Below are 21382 nucleotides of genomic sequence, written 5' to 3'. Positions count from 1 at the left end.
ATCTAACATAAAATTATCTACTCTGCGGACCTGAGGCTAAGTGCTACATTGAATGATAAAAAGAAAAGCACCATCAAAGATGTCGCTGCTTTAGCCGAAGTATCAATCGGTGTTGTCTCCCGTGTATTGAATCCCGGAACCGGTTCAGTTTCCGAACGTACCCGGCAGCGGATTATCGCTGCCATGCAAACCCTTAGTTACACCCCGCAGAGCGCCGCGCGTGAACTCAAGACAAACCTGAACAATACCCTCGGCTTGGTTGTGGCCGACATCAGTAACGACTTTTTCTCTGAAATTTCGGATCTCATTGTACGGCGCGCTCGCGAAATGGCGATGAACGTCATCCTGGTCACGACGCAGGAAGATCCCTTGCTTGAGCGGGAAAGCCTGGAAATGTTGATGCAAAAGCGGGTCAAAGCCATCATCGCAACGCCGACAAGCGCTAACAAGGATATGTGGCAATCGATCAGCAATATGGGAATAGCGATCGTGTTTATCGATCGCTATCTGGAGGATTTTACAGGCGCCAGTGTTATTGGGTTTAACAATGAAACCTCTGCTCGCCAGGCGACCTCTTATCTGGTCGAGCAAGGCCATCGGCGTATTGGGTGGATAAGTGGGCCCCTCAATACATCCACTTCTTTGCAAAGACTGGAAGGTTACAAGAAAGGCCTGCAGGCGCAGGGAATTGAATGTAATAAACAGCTTATCGCAGTAAAGAATTTTCGCGATCCGCTCGCCAGCCAGTCGCTTGATGAATTGCTGTCGCTTGCAGAACCACCGACAGCAATCATTATTGGCAATACGTCAATCGCACCGGTCATCATGTCGCGGATCCGCGAGCTAAAATTGGCTGTGCCCGATGACCTTTCCGTCATCGTTTATCATGACAGTCACTGGAGTCGCCTGCTGAGCCCGTCCATTAGCGTTATTAAACATCCTCTTGAAGAACTGGCCAGTAAAGCACTGTTGAGTTTATCCGGTGAACAGCAAAAACCCTGCGAACTGGATAGCATATTAGTTAAAAGAGAAAGTGTTTCCAGGATTAAATAGCCACCTTATTTAAACGCTGGATTTGCTTAATAATGGCGCAATGATCCAGGTCACCCTCTCCGGCATCAATCATCTGGCTGAAGAGTTGATTCACTGTTTCTGTTAACGGTAGGGTCAAATTAAGCTGCTTCGCCAGTGCCACCGCACTGCGCGTATCTTTAAGCTGCCACTTTGCAGCGCCCCGAGCTTTAAAATCCCCTTTAACCATGCGTTCGCCCTGGTGTTGCAACAATGTGGAATCTGCAAACCCGCCGAGTAGGGCTTCGCGCACTTTTTCTGGATCGGCGCCGCCGCGTTGCGCGAGAGTAAAAGCTTCCGACAATAAACTTAAGGTTCCGGCGACAATAATCTGGTTTGCAAGTTTGGTGAGCTGACCGGCTCCAACTTCTCCGACATGCGTGACTTTCCCCAGGTGTGATAGCAAAGGACGAAGGCTAGCAATGAGCTGCCTGTTTCCTCCCGCCATTAAGGATAATGAACCTTTCTCTGCGCCTGTTGTTCCGCCGGAAACAGGGATATCGACATAGTGGGCCTGAACACTATGGGCCTTACGTGCTTGCTCAACCACAATATCCGGCGACAGGGTACTCATCATGAGGATGATTGTATCTGGACCAATGTACTGAAGTGCGTCGTGATTGAATATCACCTCATCGCACGCCGTTGCATCGCTTAACAAACAGATGATGAGCTCACTGTCAGCCAGTAACTGCGAAGCAGATTGTTCAATCTTTACGCCAGCGCTTGCCAGTTGTAGCGCTTTTTCTTGCGACCTGTTCCATACCGTGACCGGATATCCGGCTGCGACAAGTCGACGCGCCACAGGTTGTCCCATCAACCCCGTACCCAACAAGCCAATACGCATTTCGCTTTTCATTTGTCCTCCTGATATACCCGCAACAGTAGCCGTTGCGGGTATCACCCTGTTTATAATCCCGCAAGATTGACCATTTGCTTGCGTAATTCGACGATGTCCAGATTGTTGTCAAAATGAACATCGGAGAAACGAATCGCCTTATCTTTTGCGACATCCTTCACCAGTCGGACATGATGGGCCAGCCCCATTGGCAAGAAATCTTGTGCCACACTGATGCTGGCTGGCAAGGCGTTGGCCCAGACAGTAAACCCACCTTCACCATCCAGCATCTCACCCGCTTTGAGATCGCGTTTTGCCGTTGCAACCGCATCGCCCCGGAAACTTAATGCTGTCCCGGTAGCTTCTCCTCGTAATACCGCGGAGAGAATACTGATGCTGGTTTCCAGACCAATCAGATGGAAAGGGCGCCACATCGACGCGTACCAGCCGCTTGGGTCGGTCAGTAATCCGTACTGTTTGAAACAGGCCCGGCTGTATTCATCCCGGGCTTTAAATGTCACGAAAACGCCGTAGCGGATATTGTTAAGCACCTCACGTCCGTCAGGCTCCTGACTGGCTGCGATATCCACAAGCCCACTGCGGCCCAGGCGCCCGCCATCAGATGCCGGAGAGAAGACCCGCGCCAGGTCATGCACCCCGGCAGGGGGAAATTCCAGTCCGTTATCGGGACAGTCTAATCCGGTTGCGTTGGCGACAGCCGCCATCTCAATGGCCGCTTTGGTACCATCGGTAAACGAGTTGTACATTTTTGGGTTAAAGTCCCCGGCAGCAACTTCTTCGTCAGACCAGCCAAAGAATCCCCAGACGGTATCCGGTGTGGAGTAGCGGTATCGCGGTTCGTAATTCATCCCTTTACCTGCGGCAACGATTTCAAAGCCACAGGCTTTAGCCCAGTCAACCAGTTCACAAATGATCGCCGGTTGATCACCATAAGCCATGCTGTAAATCACCCCGTTCTGGCGCGCACGTTCCGCTATCAAAGGCCCGCACAACACGTCGGCTTCCACATTTACCATCACCACGTGTTTTCCATTTTCGACCGCATGGAGAGCGTGACGAGTGCCGGCCAGAGGATGTCCCGTCGCTTCAACTATGCAGTGGATTTGCTCACACCGGATCAGCTGTTCTGCATCCTCAACGACGCAGGTTGTGCCTTCGCGTAAAGCTGCTTCGATGTTATGCGCCTGATACTGCGATTCTGGCCATCCCACACGCGCCAGTGCAGCACGGGCTTTCTGGACATCCAGGTCTGCAACGGCCACCACATGCAGCCCTTCCAGGTGCCGCAGTTGGGCAAGTACCATCGAACCAAATTTGCCGGCGCCGATAATGCCCACACGAACAGGCTGTGCTGAACCCGATTTTGCGGCACAGGCACGCTCAGCTAACAATGCTGCTAAGTTCATTTTCTACTCCTTTAAGGGGGGATGGATTAACGCCAGCCAGCAATCTGACGGCGATTTCTGCTCATGAGATAAATCAGCAACGGCGAGAACAAAACCAGGACCGCTAACAGATAGAGACCGCTCTGTGATTTACCGGAAATCGAGATAACGAGGCCAACCAGGAAGGGCCCGAAGAACCCACCAATATTGCCAATTGAGTTAATCAGTGCCATGCCACCGGCACAGCCTCGGCTGGTAAGAAAGGATGCTGGAAGGGTATAAAACGTCGGCACGCATGACAGCATACCCACCGTCGAAAGCGTTAACCCCACCATGGATATCACGGGTGAGTCGCTGATAGCGGCGACCACAAATCCGACAGAAAAGAGCAGCGATGGAAGAATAAAATGCCAGGTTCGCTCATTGGTTTTATCAGAGTGATTCGACCACCAACACATCACCACCGCGCCTGCGATATAGGGAATCGTGCCCAGCATGCCGACAACAGTATCAGAGTAATCGAAGCGCTTGATGAACTGCGGCATCCAGAAACCGAGGCCTGTGAGACCAATGACGGTAAAGAAATAGGCCATCCCCAGCAGCCAGACCCGTCGGTCTTTGATCATTTCCCTGAAACCGGAGTGTCCGGCGGACAAGGTCGCCTCCTGGTCTTTTTCCATCAGGTCCTGATAAGCCTGACGCTCTTCGGGTTTAAGCCAGGACGCTTTAGACGGTTTATCGGTAAGATAAAGAAAAACCACAACGGATAAGATGACAGGCGGGCAGCCTTCAATTAAAAATAGCCACTGCCAACTCTCCAGCCCCCCAACATTATGAAAATTATCGAGAATATAACCCGAGATCGGATTGGCGATAATAGCAGCCAGCGGAACCCCTAAATAGTAAATGGAGAAGACCTTAGCCAGCTCCTTTTTGGGAAACCAGGTTGTGAGATAGAAAACAATACCTGGCGCCAGCCCCGCCTCGGCCACGCCCAGTAAAAAGCGCAGGATACTAAGCGTCACCACGCCTTGTGCAAACGCCATCGCCATGGAAATAATGCCCCATGTGATCATGATTCGGGCTAACCAGAAGCGTGCACCGTATCGTTCCAGCAGCACATTGCTGGGAATTTCAAACAGGATATACCCGAAGGAAAATATCCCCACAGCAAACCCAAAATGTTCAGGCGTTAACCCCAGGGATTGATTCATGGTTAACGCGGCCATGCCGATATTTGAGCGATCTATAAACGCAAGCAGATACATCAGCAGTATCAGGGGCATCAACCGAAATTTGGCTTTTTTTATCGCCCCCCTTGCCAGCGATGAAATTTCTGTTTGGCCTGGCTCAGGCGTAACACTCACACCGGCCAGCGTACTATCGAACTCTTCTACGTGTTTCATGATGTATCCCAGTAGCGTTTAACCCACTGAAAATCACGGAAAAAGCATGAATACCGCGACAGTTTTATTAAAAAGTAAAACGTTTTACTTTTTCAAGAGTTTTACGACTGATACAGAAACAGTCAAGAGAAGCGCGGGGAAAGTTAAGAAATTGTGACTAGGTTAACGAGTTGTAAATGATCCTGCTTTTAGGCGGGGAAGGATACCCGTGATGCCACGGGTATCCGAAACATCAGGACTTAAACAGGTTCTTCAGGGTGTGCGGCTGGCAACGCAGATACTGTTCCGGCGCATGGACCTGGGCGCCCAGCGCCGCTGCCGCATGCCATGGCCAGCGCGGGTTATAGAGCGCGCCGCGGGCGATGGCAATAAAATCTGCATCCCCGCTGGCTACGATAGATTCCGCATGCTCGGGCTCGGTGATTAATCCCACCGCCACCACCGGAATATTTACCGCAGCTTTCACTGCCCTTGCCAGCGGCACCTGATAGCCAGGATAGACCTCAATCTTCTGATTCGGGTGCAGACCGCCGCTGGAGACGTGGATCACGTCAACTCCGCGCGCTTCCAGCATTCTGGAGAACTCAACCGCTTCTTCAAGGTTGAATCCGCCTTCCACCCAGTCCGTCCCGGAGATACGCACGCTGATGGCTCTCTCCGCCGGGAAGGCTTCCCGCACCGCGTCGACAATTTCCAGTGGGAACCGGGCTCTGTTTTCCAGCGAACCGCCGTAATTATCCGTGCGCTGATTTGAGAGCGGCGATAAAAACTGATGGAGCAGATAGCCGTGGGCGGCGTGGATCTGGATCAGATCGATATTCAGTCTGGCAGCACGTTTTGCGGCCTCAGCGAACTGGTTGCGGATTTCGGCTAAGCCCTCGCTGTCGAGAGCGGTTGGCGGGACATAGCCCTCGTTGTAAGGCACTGCGGAAGGGGCTAACGTCTGCCAGCCCCCTTGCTGGTCGGGTGGAATTTGCTGTCCCCGATGATCCCACGGCTTGTGCGTTGACGCTTTTCTGCCCGCGTGGGCCAGCTGGATGCCAACAGGAATATCGGACCACTTACGCAGGGTGTCCAGCACCCGGCCCATCGCTTCCTCGGTTTTGTCATCATAGAGCCCGACGTCAGCGTAGGTAATGCGGCCTTCCGGGGAGACGGCTGCCGCCTCAATGGTGAGCAGACCCGCGCCGGAGAGGGCCAGTTGCCCCAGGTGAAGGGTATGCCAGTCATTCATGCAGCCCTCTTCGGCAGAATACTGACACATGGGGGCGATCACGATGCGATTGTCGAGTTCAAGATTGCGGATACGTAACGGTGTAAACAGCTTGGGTTGAGACATACATGTCACTCCAGATTGCAGCGTTAGAAACAGGGGAGGGCGATTTTTACCCTTATATATTCATCAACATAACGCAGAGATAACGATAACTGAACCTGCCGTTTATGCAAAAGTCCGTTGCGTCAGACGCAACGCTTTAATGATTACGCTATTCACTTTGCGACGTTGCTGAAAGATGCGCCATCAGAAAATCGACAAACACTTTCACTTTTTTGCTGTTCCTGCGGGTGAGGTGTGCCGTGAGTATGTGGCGGGGGACACGATGCGCACCGTGACATGGGCGGCTTTATCGTTGCGCCAGATAATGGCAGTAAAACATGAAGCGGGCTTTATTTTAAACCCTGCTCAGGGTATTGGTAATAACACTTAAGTTGTCTATATTGGTATTTTAATGTAAACATTAATATTCGGTTTTTTTTGTTTATTAGCTCGTTATGAGATTTATCTTAATATTAATTTCACTGCTAGTTTTCCTCTTGGGTATAATTGCAAAGATAGCCAATTTATAGGGCTGAATGTTATTTTTATGTAGCCATTTCTCACCATTGCAGTGCAAGGAAATACAAAAATATTAAGATTAATCAATGATGTCAATGTTGACATGTCAACATTGCCGGGGCGGCTATTTTGCGCATCAGATACCCGGTTGTTTTTTAGTGATACGGGAAATATCATTTTTATGCGCGTAGGTGGATTAAACGCATTTTATTTTAAATAAAGGGCGATTAATCAGGGAAATAATGCTCTCTGGTTAGCCGGGAGAGGCATTTTAATTTAAAGGGAAACGCAGAAGGGATGAGTTTTAGGACCGGAGGGCATCGGTCAACGTCATCATGAATAACAAGTCAAGTTGAGCGTAATAATGAAGAATCAATTTCGCGTAGCTGCAATTCTGGCGGGCACGCTGGCCTCTGGTGCCGCATTTTCCAATAATATGACCACGAATCCGGGTGCTGCCGCGGGTACGCAAAACACCGGCGGGATTGTGGAGTTCAGCGGTGAAATCGTCGACGCCTCCTGCAATATCACCACCAAAAGCAAAGACGTGCAGGTGGACCTGGGGAAATGGGGCGCAAGCTATTTCACCGCAGCGGGCACCGAAACGACTAAAACCCCTTTCAAAATTGAGGTAGATAACTGTCCGGCGTCGGTGACGACGGTTGCCGTGCTGTTCGATGGTCAAAAAGATGCCCTTGATGCCACCCTGCTGGCGGTGGCCGGTGGGGCGAAAGGTGTGGGTATCAAATTGTATAACAACGGCGCATCCAGCTCTCAGGTTGCCCTGGGGACGGTTTCAGCGAGCGTTCCGGTTGCTTCCGGCAAGGCCACGGTACCCTTTTCCGCCGACTACGTCTCTACAGAGAAGACCGTTACCCCGGGTGCGGCTAATGGCGTTGCAAACTTCCTGATGGTTTACAACTGATCCCCGCATGAGCAGGCCCTGCGCCTGTTCATTCTCTTTTTTGTCCAATGGTACCTGCACGATGAAACAGCTTTTTGCCGCTGTGATGACCGCTTTTCTTCTGGTCTGCGCCACCGCGCAGGCCGGGGTAGTGATGGGCGGAACTCGCGTGATCTATGAGGAAGGAAAACGCGAAGCCACCATTACGGTGACGAACATGGATACCCGCGTTCCCTATCTGGTGCAGTCGTGGGTGGAAAACCAGGCCGCAGACGATAAACGCCCGGTGCCTTTTGTGGTTACGCCGCCGCTCTTTCGCCTCGATCCTGAGCAGGAGAACGTCCTGCGGATAAGCTTTACCGGGGGCGCATTACCCACAGACCGGGAGTCAGTGTACTGGCTGTGCGTGAAAAACATCGCCCCAACGCAAAAAGCGGCGTCCAACAAGCTCCAGATCAACGTGAAATCGAAGTTCAAGCTCTTCTGGCGGCCAAAAGGGCTGGGCGAGGCTAAAGACGCCTGGCAGAAACTGACCTTTACCCGGCAGGGTAACCGGCTGGTGGCGCATAACCCGACGCCGTTTTATGTCTCCCTCTACAGCCTGACGGTTGGCGGCAAAGCGATCCCCGAACCGGGCATGATCGCGCCTCAGAGCAGCCAGACGTGGACGGGTGTCGGCACCGGGCAGGTGACGTGGCGCGCCATTAACGACTCTGGCGGTATCACTGACGCCGCGCAGCAGTAACCGGGGGCGAGGGTGAAAACGAACACTTCACGCCGCGACGGTGCGTTACTGCTGGCAACGCTCCCCACTGCGCTGTTGATGCTCTCGAGGCCCGGGATGGTGCGGGCAGAAGATTACTTCGATCCGGCGGCGCTGGAGCTGAGCTCACCGCAGCAAAAAACTGCCGATCTGCACTATTTTGCCACCGCGGGCGGGCAGCAGCCCGGCACCTGGCCGGTCACCATCTGGGTCAATGACCAGCAGGTCAGTGAAGGCAACATTACCTTCGTGGAGGAGAATGGTACCCTTGCGCCGGTGCTGACGGCGGCCCAGCTGGCGGAATATGGCGTCAATGTCAGCGCGTTCTCCTCATTTGAACGTCTGCACGACGGGGAGACCTTCACCCGTATCGACCAGTACATCCCCGACGCCAGCAGCCGGTTCGACTTCCCGACCCAGCGGCTGAACCTGAGTATTCCCCAGGCGGCAATGAATGTTCAGCGCGAGGGGGATATTGATCCCGCACGCTGGGATGAGGGGATACCGGCGGCGTTTGTCGACTACACGCTCTCCGGCGCGCAAACCGGGCAATCCACCCATAACGGTCGCTCCACCTTTCTCAACCTGCGCAGCGGGGTGAACCTCGGGCCGTGGCGGTTGCGCAATACCTCATCCATGCAGTATGACTCCACCCGGCGCTGGCAGTCGCTCAGTACATACCTGCAACGGGACGTCGCCCCGCTGAAAAGCCAGCTGCGGATTGGGGATACCTACACCAGCGGGGAGGTGTTTGACAGCGTGCAGTTTCGCGGCGTCCAGCTGATGTCAAATGAAGAGATGCTCCCGGACAGCCAGCGCGGTTTTGCTCCGGTGATCCGCGGCGTGGCCCACAGTAACGCCAAAGTGACCATCTCCCAGCATGGCTATGTGATATACGAAACCTACGTCTCCCCGGGAGCGTTTGCCATTAAGGATCTCTACCCGACCGCGCAGAGCGGCGACCTGGAGGTCAACGTGAAGGAGAGCGACGGTTCAGAGCGCACCTTTACCCAGCCGTTCTCGTCGGTGCCGTTTATGCTGCGGGAGGAGCGGATAAAATACAGCCTCAGCGCCGGGCGCTTTCACGCAGGCAAGGATGAGAGCCGCACCCCGGCGTTTATCCAGAGCACGCTGTTTTACGGTTTACCGGCAGCCTTTACCCTTTTTGGTGGCACGCAACTGGCCGACGATTATCACGCGCTGGCCCTCGGGGTGGGGCATAGCTTAGGGGAACTGGGCTCGCTTGGCACCGACGTGACGCTGGCGGGTACCACCACTCCCTCCGGCAAGCGCTACCGCGGCCACTCCCTGCGGGCGCAGTATCAGAAAAGTTTTGCCCGGGTGGGCACCTCGTTCAGCCTCGCCAGCTACCGCTACTCCTCCAGCGGGTTTTACGACTTCAGTGAGGCGATGAGGCTGGAGAAACGTTACGGGCTGGTGGATAACAAACGCACCCGGGAAGAGGTTGCCATCAGCCAGACACTCGGCGAGATGGGTAACCTGTCGTTGTCCGCTTACGTTCAGGATTACTGGCACAACCAGAGCAGCGACAAAACGCTCCATGCCGGTTTTTACAGCGCCTGGAAAGGGATCTCCTGGGGGCTGGGCTACTACTACACCCAGTCCAGCGGACACAATAATCCCGATCGCTCCTGGTCCTTCAATATCACCATTCCGCTAGGGGGGGCGCTTGCCAGCAGTTCGGTGAGCTACACCACCTCGTCGGATAATCGCGGCTATACCTCGCACCAGGTGTCGATGTATGGCTCGGTGCCGAAGAGCCCGAATCTCTACTACGCCGTGCAACAGGGCTACGCCAGCCAGGGGCAGGGGAGTAACAGCGGCGCATCCCTCGACTACCACGGGGGCTATGGCCAGGCGCAGCTGGGTTATCGGCACGATCGCGACAGCAGCCAGCTCACCTGGGGGGCGTCGGGCTCCATCGTCGCGCACCCGCATGGCATCACATTGGGGCAGAGTCTGGGCGACAGCTTTGCCATCGTGCGTGCACCGGGAGCGGTCAACGTGGCTGTTCAGAACGGCAGCAACGTTCATACCGACTGGCGGGGTTACGCGGTGGTGCCTGCGCTGACGGCCTGGCACAAAAACGTCATTACCCTTGATACCGAAACGATGACCAGCGACACCGACGTCGAACAGTTCGGCGCGACGGTGATCCCCGGCGGTGGGGCGGTGGTCGAGGCAAACTTCCGGACCCATATCGGCCATCGCGTGCTGTTTACCCTGCATGATCGTTCGGGGCCAGTGCCGTTTGGCGCCAGCGCCCAGCTGGCTGGCGATCGCAACGCCGCCACCGGCATGGTGGCCGACGGCGGAACGGTCTACCTGAGCGGTATTCCGGATACCGGCACCCTGGAGGTGAACTGGAATGACAAAGGGGAGGCCCACCGCTGCACGCTGCCTTTCCACATCGCCGCCGACCAGCCGGATGCGGTAAAGCGTATTGAGGCAGCCTGTTTATCACAATGAGGATATTAACCATGCGGTTAGTCTGTTTACTTCTGACGGTCGCCGGGCTGTTCAGCCCTGGCGTATGGGCGGCAGCCTGCAATGGCGATACCGGCCAGATGACGATTAACGTTCAGAACATCAAATACCTGCCTTCGCTGCGTAACAACACCCAGATGACCAGTATCATGGCCGACAGCGGCAGCGGGTTTCGTTTTAGCTGCGATCAGGAGGCCCGGCAGGCCGGGGCGATAGCGGTGAAATATGAACAGGAGCGCACCGGGAATGAGACCTTCATCAATGGCCGAATGGTGTTTGAGTCGGCCATTCCGGGTATCGGCTATGCCCTGGGCTTTCAGTGTAACGGCGGGCCGATCCACTACCTGGATGGCTCCGGTATGCATGAGACGGAGGTCTGTAACAGCAGCGAGAATCCCGCGCTGCTGCACCAGGAACATATCGTGGTGAAGGCGTTTATCACCTTCTTTAAAACCGGCAACGTCAGCCTGGTCAGCGGCAACCACACCAACGCCTCGCCGTTGGGGGCGGTCGGTAAACTCTATGTCGATATTCCCGGCTCAGGCACAACCGGCACGCCCATCAGCGCCGACCTGACGGCGATGAACGTGGATATCGGTGCGGTGGGCAGTTGTAATGTCACGACTCCGACCATTTTTGTCGATTTAGGCAAGGTTAACCGCGCCGATTTTAAAGGAGTGGGGCAGACGGCGGGGACGGCGAAGACATTGACCATTCCAGTCTATTGTTCGCAGCCGGCGCAGATCAAAATTGGCTTTTTCGGCACCCCAGCCGCCACCGGCGTCACCGATACGCTGGCCATTACCCCGTCACCGTCGAGCGCCAGCGGCGTGGGGGTCAGGCTGAGCTATGGCAATAATGGCGCCAGTGCGCCGGTCGCGGGCACCGCCCTGCACATCAACGAGGCCGGAAACCTGCCGGGTCTGGGACAGGTGACCGCGACAAATGCGGCCAGCGCCCAGCCTTTCCACTTTGTTGCCCAGCTGGTACAGACTGACCCGACCGTGACGGCGGGCTGGGCAAACACCACTGCCACCTTTGCGCTGGAGTATAACTAGTCCTGCGAACGGGCATCGGTTCACGGGGGCCCGTTTTACATCTTCCCGTCAGGCCTGCAAAATAGCGCTCTCACTTTTCGCTAAAGATCATAACGATGAAAAAATCCCTGCTCTGTACGCTCCTCGTTTGCCTGTCTGGTTCTGCTCTGGCCACTTCCCCGGAGGAGGCGCAGGTCGCGGAGGCGGTGAAACCTACTCTTACCGCGCTGATGAACGACCAGTCGATCCCGGGCATGGCCGTTGCGGTCATCTACAAGGGCCAGACCTATTTCTTCACGCAAGGGCTGGCCGATGTCGCCGGGAAAAAGCCCGTCACGCGGCAAACCCTGTTTGAGCTGGGCTCGGTGAGTAAAACCTTTACCGGGGTGCTCGGCGGCGATGCGGTGGCGCGCGGGGAAATTGCCCTCAACGATCCGGCCAGCAAGTACTGGCCCGCGCTGTCAGGCAAGCAGTGGCAGGGCATCAGCCTCCTGCATCTGGCGACCTACACCGCAGGGGGACTCCCGCTCCAGGTACCGGAGAGCGTGACCGATGCCGCAGCGCTGCAAACGTACTATCAGACCTGGCAGCCAGCATGGACGCCGGGTACTAAACGCCTCTACGCCAACGCCAGTATTGGCCTGTTCGGCGCCCTGGCGGTTAAGCCCTCAAAGATGAGTTTCGAGCAGGCGCTCACCCGCCGGGTGCTGGAGCCGTTGAAGCTGAGCCACACCTGGGTAACCGTACCGGCAAGCGAACAGGCGAACTATGCCTGGGGCTACCGGGACGGTAAGGCGGTGCACGTCTCGCCAGGGATGCTTGATGCCGAAGCCTACGGGGTAAAAACCTCCATCGTGGATATGGCAGGCTGGCTACAGGCCAACCTGCAACCGGACAGCATTAAAGACGCATCGCTGAAAAAAGGGGTGGAGATTGCCCAGTCACGCTACTGGCAGGTGGGGGATATGTATCAGGGGCTGGGCTGGGAGATGCTCAACTGGCCGGTCTCCTCCCGGACGCTGGAGCAGGGGGCCGATAATAAATATGCCCTGGCCGCCCGCGAGGCCACCGCTATCGCGCCTCCACAGCCGCCGGTGCAGGCCTCATGGGTACACAAAACCGGCTCGACCGGCGGATTCGGCAGCTACATCGCCTTTATCCCTGAGAAGAACCTTGGCATTGTGATGCTGGCGAATAAAAGTTACCCCAACAGCGAGCGGGTCAAGGCAGCGTACCGCATTCTTGCAGCATTGCAGTAAGGTTGATTGCCCTCAAAGGCCCGGCAGCGCTACGCTTGCCGGGCCAATAGCGGAGCACCAACAAACTTCAACAGGTAAACGCCATCTCCTTCGCCAGCAGGAACGGACGAAGATAACCCACCGTATTCGAGAGCGGGATCACCTCATCCGCCAGATTGATGTTTAACACCTCGCGAATGTACGTCCGGCGGCTGGTAATCCGCGCCCACAGATCCGGGTACGCCGCCTGAATTTTCTCCTGCAAGGCCTGGTCCGCCAGGGCGACACTCTCCTCGGCGCTTACGCCGGTATAGCCAGGAACCGAGGGGATAATATCGAGTTGCAGGATCATGCCGCTTTTTAACGTCTCGGCAGAGCCCGGGTAAATGGGGGAGGACATCCACTCCTCGTCGGCGCTAAGGTGCCCGGGATTAAGATGCCAGCCATATTGCGCTTTATTGAGCACCTGTTCGATATGGGCATACAGCTCGCCGCCCGGCATGCCGATTTTAATCTGCTCAAGCCAGCTGGCGAGGGCGGCAAAATAGGGTTTCGCCACCCGATCCAGATAATCTTTCTGGCCGTCCGGCAGCTCGCTCTCGTCAGCAATCACAAACCCGGTCCGGCTGGATAGCCCACCCTTAAAGCCGGTGGTCATCGACAGCGGCTGCCCGCGCTCCAGCTTTTTATAGGTGGGGTAGAAATTTGCCTTCTCAAAACGCTGTCCGGCGGCGGCAATGGTCACCACCGTCTGATACTGGCCCTCTGCCGCCAGCCGCGCCCCCAGTTCGGTTTCGCGCATCCCCGACTCCACCGCGTCCATGGCGTTCAGGATGCAGGTCGAGGCCAGATTTGCGCCATATTCATAATGCGCGATTTCGTTCTCGTTGTTGGTGATGCGGGCGCCGTTATCGCCGCCGATAAACAGGTGTGTGGCGTTCTCAAGGGTCGCATCGGTGCTGTTTTTCAGCGCTTCGACGATAAAATAAGGCAGATCGAAAAGCGGCCTGTTATCCGCCCCGGCTGCGGTAAACATCTTCCAGCCCACCAGTCCGATTCGGCCATGCGCATGCAGACCCGCTTCGCGAAACAGCGACTCCAGCGAGATTTCATTATCCATCGGCTGGTTGGGCAGCGAGAAGAACGGGCAGTGTCTGAGGGTAACCGGAATGCGGGAATGGCGGGCCATCTTCAGATTTTCATTGCCGAGGATCGCCGTCGCCGCGCCGCTCTTTTCCAGAATCAGCAGACCCTCCTCAAAACGCGGCACAAACCCGGTCAGGTACTCAAAGTTGCTGCCGTGTTCTTTGTCGGCATAGATCACCAGGGCGTCATAGCCCGCCTTGTTGATGCGGGCCAGCACTTTATTTTTGCGCTCAAGCAGGGTGGCATCGGTAAGCAACACCGGAGCCACATCGGTGAAGGTACGTGGCGCAGGAATGGTCTGCAGCTGGATCATGGTTTCTCTCGTCGTCAGAAGGCGGTTCAGGCGCTTTTTTGCGCATGAACCCGCACGGTGGAGGCCGGCGCGTTTACCAGCTTATTTGCCGGACGCACCGGGCGGCGCACCAGCTCCCCCTGGCAGTTAGGGCAGCGATGGTTAAGGTGGGTGTCGGCACAGGTCGCGCAGAAGGTGCACTCAAAGGAGCAGATCCGCGCGTCCAGATCATCAGGAGGCAGGTCACGATCGCACCATTCGCAGTTCGGGCGGAGTTCAAGCATGGTTCTTATCCTGTTGGGTGAGGGGCCTTCTTTTCACTATGCCAGAGAGTAAAAAAAGCCGCGACAGTATAATAGTAACGTGACGCGGGGAGCGTTAACTCCCTTGTTGCACGCTTCTGAAATCGTCAGGGGTATCGATATCAACAATAATCTCCGGGCGATCGAGGGCCACGTGCTGGTGTTTACCCTGCATCAGGGCCTGGCGCATGCTGCGGATAGCCGGACGGGAGATCGCCTGTTGCAGGCTGGCGCGATCAATCAACACAGGGTGGCCGGGCGTACCGTGATAGTGCGGCAGGATCGCCCCCCCGGTGCGAAATGCCCACAGTTGGCGGTAAATCTCCCCGTCCAGGCAGGGCAGATCGCCAGGGGTAATAAAACAGTAATCCGTGCTTACCGCCCGGGCACCGGTTATCACCGAACTGACCAGTCCGTTTTCGTAATCGGGATTATGAACCAGGGTGACATTTTCCCGGTGCTGATATCGCGCCTGTAGCTCCTGGCCGCGAAAACCGGTGACGAGAATAATGCGGGAGCAAAACTGCAGGGCGTTGTTGATACTGGCATCCAGAAGGGTCCCCTCGCGCCAGGGTAACATCATTTTCCACGTTCCCATGCGGGAGGAGAGTCCTGCGGCAGTAATAATACAGTCGACCGGCATTGTCTTATCCCTTTATCAACGTGAAAGAAGGTAAAGGGAAAATATACCGCAAATTTCGGGATTTAACGCGTTGACCGTCGCCTGCTAAAAAGCCCCCCAGAGGCGGGGGGCAATCCGCGCAATTTTCAGCGTGTCAGGTAGCGGGGGGCGGGTTCGCCGGTGCGGGCGCTGGCAAACAGCGCCAGCCGCGCCTCTTCGTAGCGCGTCCACAGGGCTTCATCGTGCATCGGCGGGATGGTGATCAGCTCGCCCTGATCGAGCCCCGCCAGCGCCGCATCCACCATATTGTCGGTGGTCATCACCGACCCGGCGGGCAGAGCGTCGGCGCTGATGCCGGACAGCTCCCAGATCTCCGTGGCCGTGGCTGCGGGCAGTACCGCCTGGATACGCACCTGGCTGTCGGCAAACTCCTCCTGTAATCCGCGCGTAAAATTCAGCACCCAGGCTTTGGTGGCGCTGTACAGCGCGCTGCCCGCCCGGGCATGGATCGACAGTACCGAGGCGATATTAATCAAAGTACCGCGGTTGTTTTGCGCCAGACGCGGCAGCAGGGCATAAGTGAGGCGCATCAGCGCGGTGGTGTTGAGCATGTTGATCGCCTGATGCTGCGCCACGTCCCCCGCGAGAAACGGCGCCATTTGCGCAGTACCGGCATTGTTGATCAGCGTGTCGATAGCGGCGTTGTTGCGCAACATCTCTTCCACGGCGCGGATCCCGCTTTCATCGGTAAGATCTGCCGTCAGGGTGGTGACCTTCACGCCATAGCGCTGCCTGAGCTGTTCCGCCAGCGTCAGCAGACGCGCCTCCCGGCGGGCCACCAGCACCAGATCGTAACCGCGAGCGGCGAGACGATCGGCGTAGACCGCGCCAATCCCGGAAGATGCACCTGTAATCAAAGCCGTTGAACGTTGCGTAGTCATTGTCGTACCTCTTGAAGGGGGAGAGTGGTTTTAATATGAAACTAAATAAACTGTGCGCCATTTGGTTTTATTATGCAACCATATCGCCGGGATTTTTTTTAATCTCTGCGTTGGGCGGTGGAGATGACCGTCCGCAAAAGCGCGGTTTTACAGTAAAGTGAATAGACAAACTCACGATCCCACCGTCGGTCCGGAACGGTCTCTCTCAGGAAGGGTATGAAAAAGCTGTTGCTGGTTCTCTTTGTCTTAACTGCATTTGCAGCGAACTCCATTCTCTGCCGCATTGCCCTGAAGAACGGCCATGCCGATCCTGAAACCTTCAGCATGCTGAGATTGCTGGGGGGAGCGGCAGTGCTGTTTGTCTGGCATCTGGCGCGGGGAAGGTTGAAAGAGATACGCTGGAAAATCATCGACGCCCTGCTGCTGTGCGCCTATGTCCTCTTTTTCTCGCTGGCGTACGTCCAGCTCAATACGGCAACAGGTGCATTGCTGCTGTTTGGCGCAGTTCAGGTCTGTATGATCGGCTGGAGCGTGGTAAAAGGCGAGAAACTGAGTGGCTATAAGGCCTACGGGATCCTTATTGCCGTAGGGGGCATTATTACCTTACTGCTTCCTGGCGCGACGGCACCTCCGCTAGCGGCGGCCATTACGATGGTGGCCTCTGGCCTCGCGTGGGGAGCTTATTCGCTGCGCGGTAAAAATATCCAGGCTGCGGCGGGAACGACGAGCGGAAATTTCATCCTGAGCCTGCCGGTTATTCTCGTTGTGAGCCTGATACGACAGGCGCCAGTCCATATTGACGCCAGCGGCATCATCCTGGCCCTGCTTTCCGGCGGGCTGGCATCTGGCGTTGCCTACGTGCTCTGGTATGCCCTGGTCGCCACGCTCTCTTCAGCAACCGCCAGCACGCTGCAGCTGAGCGTTCCGTGTATTGCGGCGGCAGGGGGCGTGTTATTTCTTGGCGAGGTACCGGATCTGCGGATGTTGCTTTGCACGCTGGCGGTGCTGGCCGGAATAGCAATGATTATCGCCGCCGATAACAAAAAGCGACAGCAGCTGGAAAAAAACGGTTTATGAACGGGTAGGAGGTAATGATTCTCCCGCCCTCATCTGGCTTTCACTGAGTAGTGATAAAATTTAAACCTTTATATTTCTGTGTGTTTAATTGCATTATATAAGTGGGTAGGTTATTTTTTGTACAGATCCAATAAAATTTGCCCTAACTGAAATAAATGTACAGACTTTACTTAATCATTTTTAAAAGAAGTAAAAATTTAACTTATTGATTTTAATGATTTATTGTATAAATGATTTTGTTGCTGCAATAATAGGCAGGGAGCATATATTAATAGCACGTTAACTAAATTATAATTCTTTCATATCCGGCAGATAGGTGAGGTTAGTATGCGGTTTATTGTTATGTTGTTAAGCTTTGTGGTTGCCACCCATGCCTGGGCGGGTGAACTACCCAAACCTGCCGGTAAAGCCCTTTTAACCCTGTCCGGTAATATTCAAAATACAAACGAAGAGGGTAAAGCCGTTTTCGATGTCGCCAGCCTTGAGAAACTCGGGATGGTCAGTTTTCAGACCACTTCGCCCTGGTATAATGGACGTACAACCTTTACGGGTGTGCCGCTGCAAAAAATCATGGATTACGTTGGAGCAAAAGGCACCGTTGCTAAGGTCATTGCGCTCAATGACTATACCACCGTTATCCCGCTCAGTGATTTCAAAAAATACAACGTTATCCTTGCCTTGAAAGTCAACGGTGAATACATGCGTATCCGTGACAAAGGCCCGCTATTCATTGTGTATCCCTATGACAGCCTGCACGAGCTGAATAATCAAATTTATTATTCACGATCGGCATGGCAGGTCAGCAAAATGAATATTGAGTAGGAGTTCAGAAGCGCAACATGAACAGGATACTGGCGGGCATCATTTTTTTCCTATTTATCTCTACGGGATATATCTCTTTTCTTGTGCACGAGAGGCAACAAGAGCTTCAAAAACTGACGCACTATACGGACTCATGGTCTGCAGCTCAGCTGGTATCAGAATTTTATCGATTCGAATCAACGCTTGGTCTTTACGCCAACGGTATTGACGCATTGACGATAGACGACGTGCGCTTGCGTCTTGACATTATGCTCAGCCAAAGCGGTTTAATGAAAGAGGGTGATCTGGGGCGCTATATCGCCAGCAATAAAGCCCATCATGAACTGGCGGTAAATATAGAAAATATTCTCAAAGAACTGGACGCTAATCTTGAGAAAATGGATCGTTCAGAGCTCCAGACATACCTGATTCAAATGCACCTGCTTGATGCCCCTTTAAGCCGCCTGTCATCCAGTGCATTAGATAATGATATTAACTCGATCAATAAAGCTAATCTTAAAATACAGACGTTATATTATATTTATTCAGCAGCTTCTTTATTGCTCATCATTTTGAGCGGCATTCTTGGGGTACTTATATTCTTCCAGAACAGAAATATTCTGACGGCGCATCTTCAGGTCAAAAGCCTTGCTGAAGAGCTGCAAAAATCTAAGGAAAAGTTGCAAATCCAGAATACGCAACTGGAATATGATGTTTACCATGACTCGCTGACAGGAATGAATAACCGCCAGTTTTTCTGGGAAAATATAAAGAAAATCATTCAGGTGGCAGAAAAAAATAATGATTCTGTAACGGTAATGCTGTTTGATTTAGATCGTTTCAAGGAGATCAATGATACTTATGGTCATGATGTTGGCGATATGTTGCTGCGCCAGATCTCCGAACGCCTGATTGCCATGAGCCTGACATCCGATACGCTTTATCGCTTAGGTGGGGATGAGTTTGCCTTTCTCTCAAGCGGTTTGACAGAGAGCAGCGCCGTTTCGCGCGCGCGAAAAATATGTGCTTCCATCAACCAGCCGTACACTATTTATAACACCATCATTAATATCGCCACCTGTGTCGGGATTGTTATCTCAGACACGGAGCGCCGCTCCGACTTTCTCTATAAATTTGCCGATCTGGCCCTGTATGAAGCTAGAAAAGAGGGCCCCGGTCAGATAAAAGTCTTCCGGCCGATCATGTTACAAAAGCTGCAGGAGAGCAGAACCCTTGAGCACGATCTGGCGATGGCCTTAGCGAATAAAGAATTCGTGGTTTATTATCAGCCCATTGTCGATTCGTTCAGCCGGGAAATTTACAGCTATGAAGCCCTGGTTCGCTGGGTGCATCCATTAAAGGGCCTTCTGTCGCCCGATAGCTTTATTCCCGTTGCTGAAAAAACAGGCATGATTAACGAACTGGGAAGGTCGGTGCTTGAAATCGCCTGCCGGGAAGCGGCGACCTGGGCGGTTCCGGCAAAAATCTCCGTGAATGTTTCGCCTATCCAGCTCAGCAGCAAAGCCTTTGCCGGCATCGTGCTCTCTATTCTGGAGGAGACAGGGCTTTCGGCCAATCGTCTGGAGCTGGAGGTGACGGAATCCTCTCTCTTTACCGATAACGATACTCCGCTCAATACTCTCAACATGCTCAGAGCCCGTGGCGTGCAAATCTCCATTGATGATTTTGGTACGGGATATTCTTCCCTTTCGCGGTTGAGTAAGCTCGCCTTCGATAAAATTAAAATCGATAAATCCTTTGTGCATTCGATATCTGACCAGGACGACGCCCTGACCATCATCAAACTGATCACCGGTATGGCGAAGTCTCTTAATATGAAGGCGGTTGCAGAAGGGGTCGAAACGCAGGAACAGCTGGAAAGTCTTCAGGCGCTGGGCTGCGATCTCGCCCAGGGCTATCTGTTTGGTAAACCGCAGCCGGGAATCGATGGCAGGATCCGCAACGGATAAACCGCGCGGCTGAATGAAGGCGTGGTAAAAAAAGAAAAAAACATAAATGCCCGTCAGGGCATTTATGTTTTAAAAAGCGATTAATGGAAGAACAGTGCAATCAGGATAATGATTGGAATAGGTACGCCTAAAAAGAAGAGTAATAGTGAGCGCATTTTAAACCTCCTGCTTAATTAAGAATTATAAATCACGTTGACGACCACCGAAGGTCGCACACAGGCTGGCAACGAAAGCACCGGCCAGCAGCGCAATAAATGTCCAGAGCATCAGATAGCTCGTGGTTTTACGTGCGGCATCAGCAGTTTGCTGCGCTTTCTCCTTCGTTTCTTTTAATTTAGCCTGGGCTTTGTCATAGGTGGTTTGTACACGCTGCTCAGCTTCTTGCTGACTGATACCCGTCTTTTGTGCAATCAGCTGGGCAACATACTGACGATCTTCCTGCGGTAAGGTACCGGTGGTGATGCTATTGGCAAAAATACCGGTCACTTCACTTACCTGCGCAGGCGTTAATGGCTCAGCAGGTGCGGCTGGCGTGGCGGGAGCAGGCGCAGGTGCAGCGGTTGGGTCAGCAGGATCGGTGGCACCGTTTGCTGGTGCGGCCGGTGCCGGTGTGGCAGGGTTACTGGCCCTGAACATCGAATTCACAAAATAGTCCATGGATGAACCCGGTGCCTCAGACGAACTGTTCGCCATACCCGCCGCGCCAGCTGCCGTGGCCGTCGCAGCGCCGCCAGCAACAGTACCCACGACTTTAGCGCCGCCGCCAATCAGGGCGCCCACGGTGCTTGTAAACAGCGCCGCAGAAACCAGTGCCGCGACAGCCCAGGTTAAAAAACCGTGGGCAGTATCGCGGAAGTACACTTCATCGGTACGGGTATCGACCCATTTGGTACGCAGGCGCCCGGCTAAATAGCCGCCCATGCCCGACGCCACAATTTGTGTAAACGTCAGCCAGGCGATGGCTGCGATACCCACCGTACCGGCGTCGAGCCCGCGGTTTTCCCAGGGCGAAATCGTTGTCAGGCCCAGCCCGGTGCCCAGCATAAGCAAAATCAACGACAGGGAGGCCGCTGCCGCCGCGCCGGCAAAGATGGCACCCCATGATACGGCGCTGCTGTTCGTCGCAGGCAGGGGCAGCCGCGAATCGGGATAGGTTGTGTTAACCGTGGCGTGTTCATGAATGTGAGTCATAGCTGTTGTCCTTTAATTAATCTTTGCGTTCG

At 54.4% G+C, this 21382-nt stretch carries 19 protein-coding genes; 10 read left to right on the top strand and 9 right to left on the bottom strand.

What is annotated here, in order from left to right:
* Positions 1-48 precede the first annotated feature (48 nt).
* Entirely contained in the window at positions 49-1053 is a 1005-nt protein-coding gene (locus tag DVA44_RS15670) for a substrate-binding domain-containing protein (protein ID WP_114315410.1), read from the top strand.
* Here the strand turns inward: DVA44_RS15670 and DVA44_RS15665 are convergent.
* From DVA44_RS15665 to DVA44_RS15650, 4 genes are all read right to left on the bottom strand, one after another.
* Positions 1046-1930, bottom strand: coding sequence for an NAD(P)-dependent oxidoreductase (locus DVA44_RS15665; protein WP_114387494.1), 885 nt, complete (start codon positions 1928-1930; stop codon positions 1046-1048). The genes DVA44_RS15670 and DVA44_RS15665 overlap by 8 nt on opposite strands.
* A gap of 50 nt (positions 1931-1980) precedes the next feature.
* Positions 1981-3336: an NAD(P)H-dependent oxidoreductase gene (locus tag DVA44_RS15660; protein WP_114315408.1), complete on the bottom strand. Its 1356-nt coding sequence runs from the start codon at positions 3334-3336 to the stop codon at positions 1981-1983.
* A 26-nt stretch (positions 3337-3362) separates the two neighbouring features.
* A complete protein-coding gene (locus tag DVA44_RS15655; protein ID WP_114387493.1) occupies positions 3363-4721 on the bottom strand; it encodes an MFS transporter in 1359 nt (452 codons plus the stop codon).
* Between the two features lie 232 nt (positions 4722-4953).
* Complete coding sequence (locus tag DVA44_RS15650; RefSeq protein ID WP_114387492.1) at positions 4954-6060, bottom strand: NADH:flavin oxidoreductase/NADH oxidase; 1107 nt, start codon at positions 6058-6060, stop codon at positions 4954-4956.
* A gap of 175 nt (positions 6061-6235) precedes the next feature.
* Here DVA44_RS15650 and DVA44_RS15645 point away from each other — a divergent pair, with 175 nt between their 5' ends.
* The 6 genes from DVA44_RS15645 to ampC all read left to right on the top strand — a co-directional run bounded on the left by DVA44_RS15645 (position 6236) and on the right by ampC (position 13029).
* Positions 6236-6430, top strand: a complete 195-nt coding sequence (locus DVA44_RS15645) for a hypothetical protein (protein ID WP_103823326.1) — start codon at positions 6236-6238, stop codon at positions 6428-6430.
* 492 nt (positions 6431-6922) lie between these two features.
* A complete protein-coding gene (locus tag DVA44_RS15640) occupies positions 6923-7483 on the top strand; it encodes a fimbrial protein (RefSeq protein ID WP_114387491.1) in 561 nt (186 codons plus the stop codon).
* Between the two features lie 61 nt (positions 7484-7544).
* Entirely contained in the window at positions 7545-8207 is a 663-nt protein-coding gene (locus DVA44_RS15635) for a molecular chaperone (protein ID WP_114387490.1), read from the top strand.
* A gap of 78 nt (positions 8208-8285) precedes the next feature.
* A complete protein-coding gene (locus DVA44_RS15630; RefSeq protein ID WP_114388437.1) occupies positions 8286-10715 on the top strand; it encodes a fimbria/pilus outer membrane usher protein in 2430 nt (809 codons plus the stop codon).
* Positions 10716-10726: 11 nt separating this feature from the next.
* A complete protein-coding gene (locus DVA44_RS15625) occupies positions 10727-11791 on the top strand; it encodes a fimbrial protein (protein ID WP_114387489.1) in 1065 nt (354 codons plus the stop codon).
* A gap of 95 nt (positions 11792-11886) precedes the next feature.
* A complete protein-coding gene (gene ampC, locus DVA44_RS15620) occupies positions 11887-13029 on the top strand; it encodes a CMY2/MIR/ACT/EC family class C beta-lactamase (protein WP_114387488.1) in 1143 nt (380 codons plus the stop codon).
* 67 nt (positions 13030-13096) lie between these two features.
* Here ampC and DVA44_RS15615 read toward each other — a convergent pair whose 3' ends face one another.
* From DVA44_RS15615 to DVA44_RS15600, 4 genes are all read right to left on the bottom strand, one after another.
* The gene (locus DVA44_RS15615) at positions 13097-14467 is read right to left on the bottom strand and encodes a Xaa-Pro peptidase family protein (RefSeq protein WP_114387487.1); all 1371 of its coding nucleotides are present in this window, start codon (positions 14465-14467) and stop codon (positions 13097-13099) included.
* Positions 14468-14493: 26 nt separating this feature from the next.
* Positions 14494-14730, bottom strand: coding sequence for a DUF1272 domain-containing protein (locus DVA44_RS15610; RefSeq protein ID WP_114387486.1), 237 nt, complete (start codon positions 14728-14730; stop codon positions 14494-14496).
* A 94-nt stretch (positions 14731-14824) separates the two neighbouring features.
* Positions 14825-15391, bottom strand: coding sequence for an NTP transferase domain-containing protein (locus DVA44_RS15605; protein ID WP_114387485.1), 567 nt, complete (start codon positions 15389-15391; stop codon positions 14825-14827).
* 125 nt (positions 15392-15516) lie between these two features.
* Positions 15517-16311, bottom strand: coding sequence for an SDR family oxidoreductase (locus tag DVA44_RS15600; protein WP_114387484.1), 795 nt, complete (start codon positions 16309-16311; stop codon positions 15517-15519).
* A gap of 216 nt (positions 16312-16527) precedes the next feature.
* Between DVA44_RS15600 and DVA44_RS15595 the strand changes: the two genes are divergently transcribed.
* From DVA44_RS15595 to DVA44_RS15585, 3 genes are all read left to right on the top strand, one after another.
* Positions 16528-17388 (top strand): DMT family transporter, encoded by an 861-nt coding sequence (locus DVA44_RS15595; protein ID WP_114387483.1) that lies wholly within the window; start codon positions 16528-16530, stop codon positions 17386-17388.
* Positions 17389-17715: 327 nt separating this feature from the next.
* Entirely contained in the window at positions 17716-18210 is a 495-nt protein-coding gene (locus tag DVA44_RS15590) for a molybdopterin-dependent oxidoreductase (RefSeq protein WP_114315397.1), read from the top strand.
* A 17-nt stretch (positions 18211-18227) separates the two neighbouring features.
* A complete protein-coding gene (locus DVA44_RS15585) occupies positions 18228-20159 on the top strand; it encodes a bifunctional diguanylate cyclase/phosphodiesterase (RefSeq protein WP_114387482.1) in 1932 nt (643 codons plus the stop codon).
* 180 nt (positions 20160-20339) lie between these two features.
* On the opposite strand, the gene DVA44_RS15580 is transcribed toward DVA44_RS15585, so the two are convergent.
* Positions 20340-21350 carry a hypothetical protein gene (locus DVA44_RS15580; protein WP_114387481.1) on the bottom strand — a complete coding sequence of 337 codons (1011 nt, stop codon included), beginning with the start codon at positions 21348-21350 and terminating at the stop codon, positions 20340-20342.
* Positions 21351-21382: the final 32 nt, after the last annotated feature.

Source organism: Leclercia sp. W17 (assembly GCF_003336325.1).
Lineage (GTDB): Bacteria > Pseudomonadota > Gammaproteobacteria > Enterobacterales > Enterobacteriaceae > Enterobacter.
The sequence above is the reverse complement of the archived record's forward strand: the minus strand, read 5'-3'. Positions and strand labels throughout refer to the sequence as shown.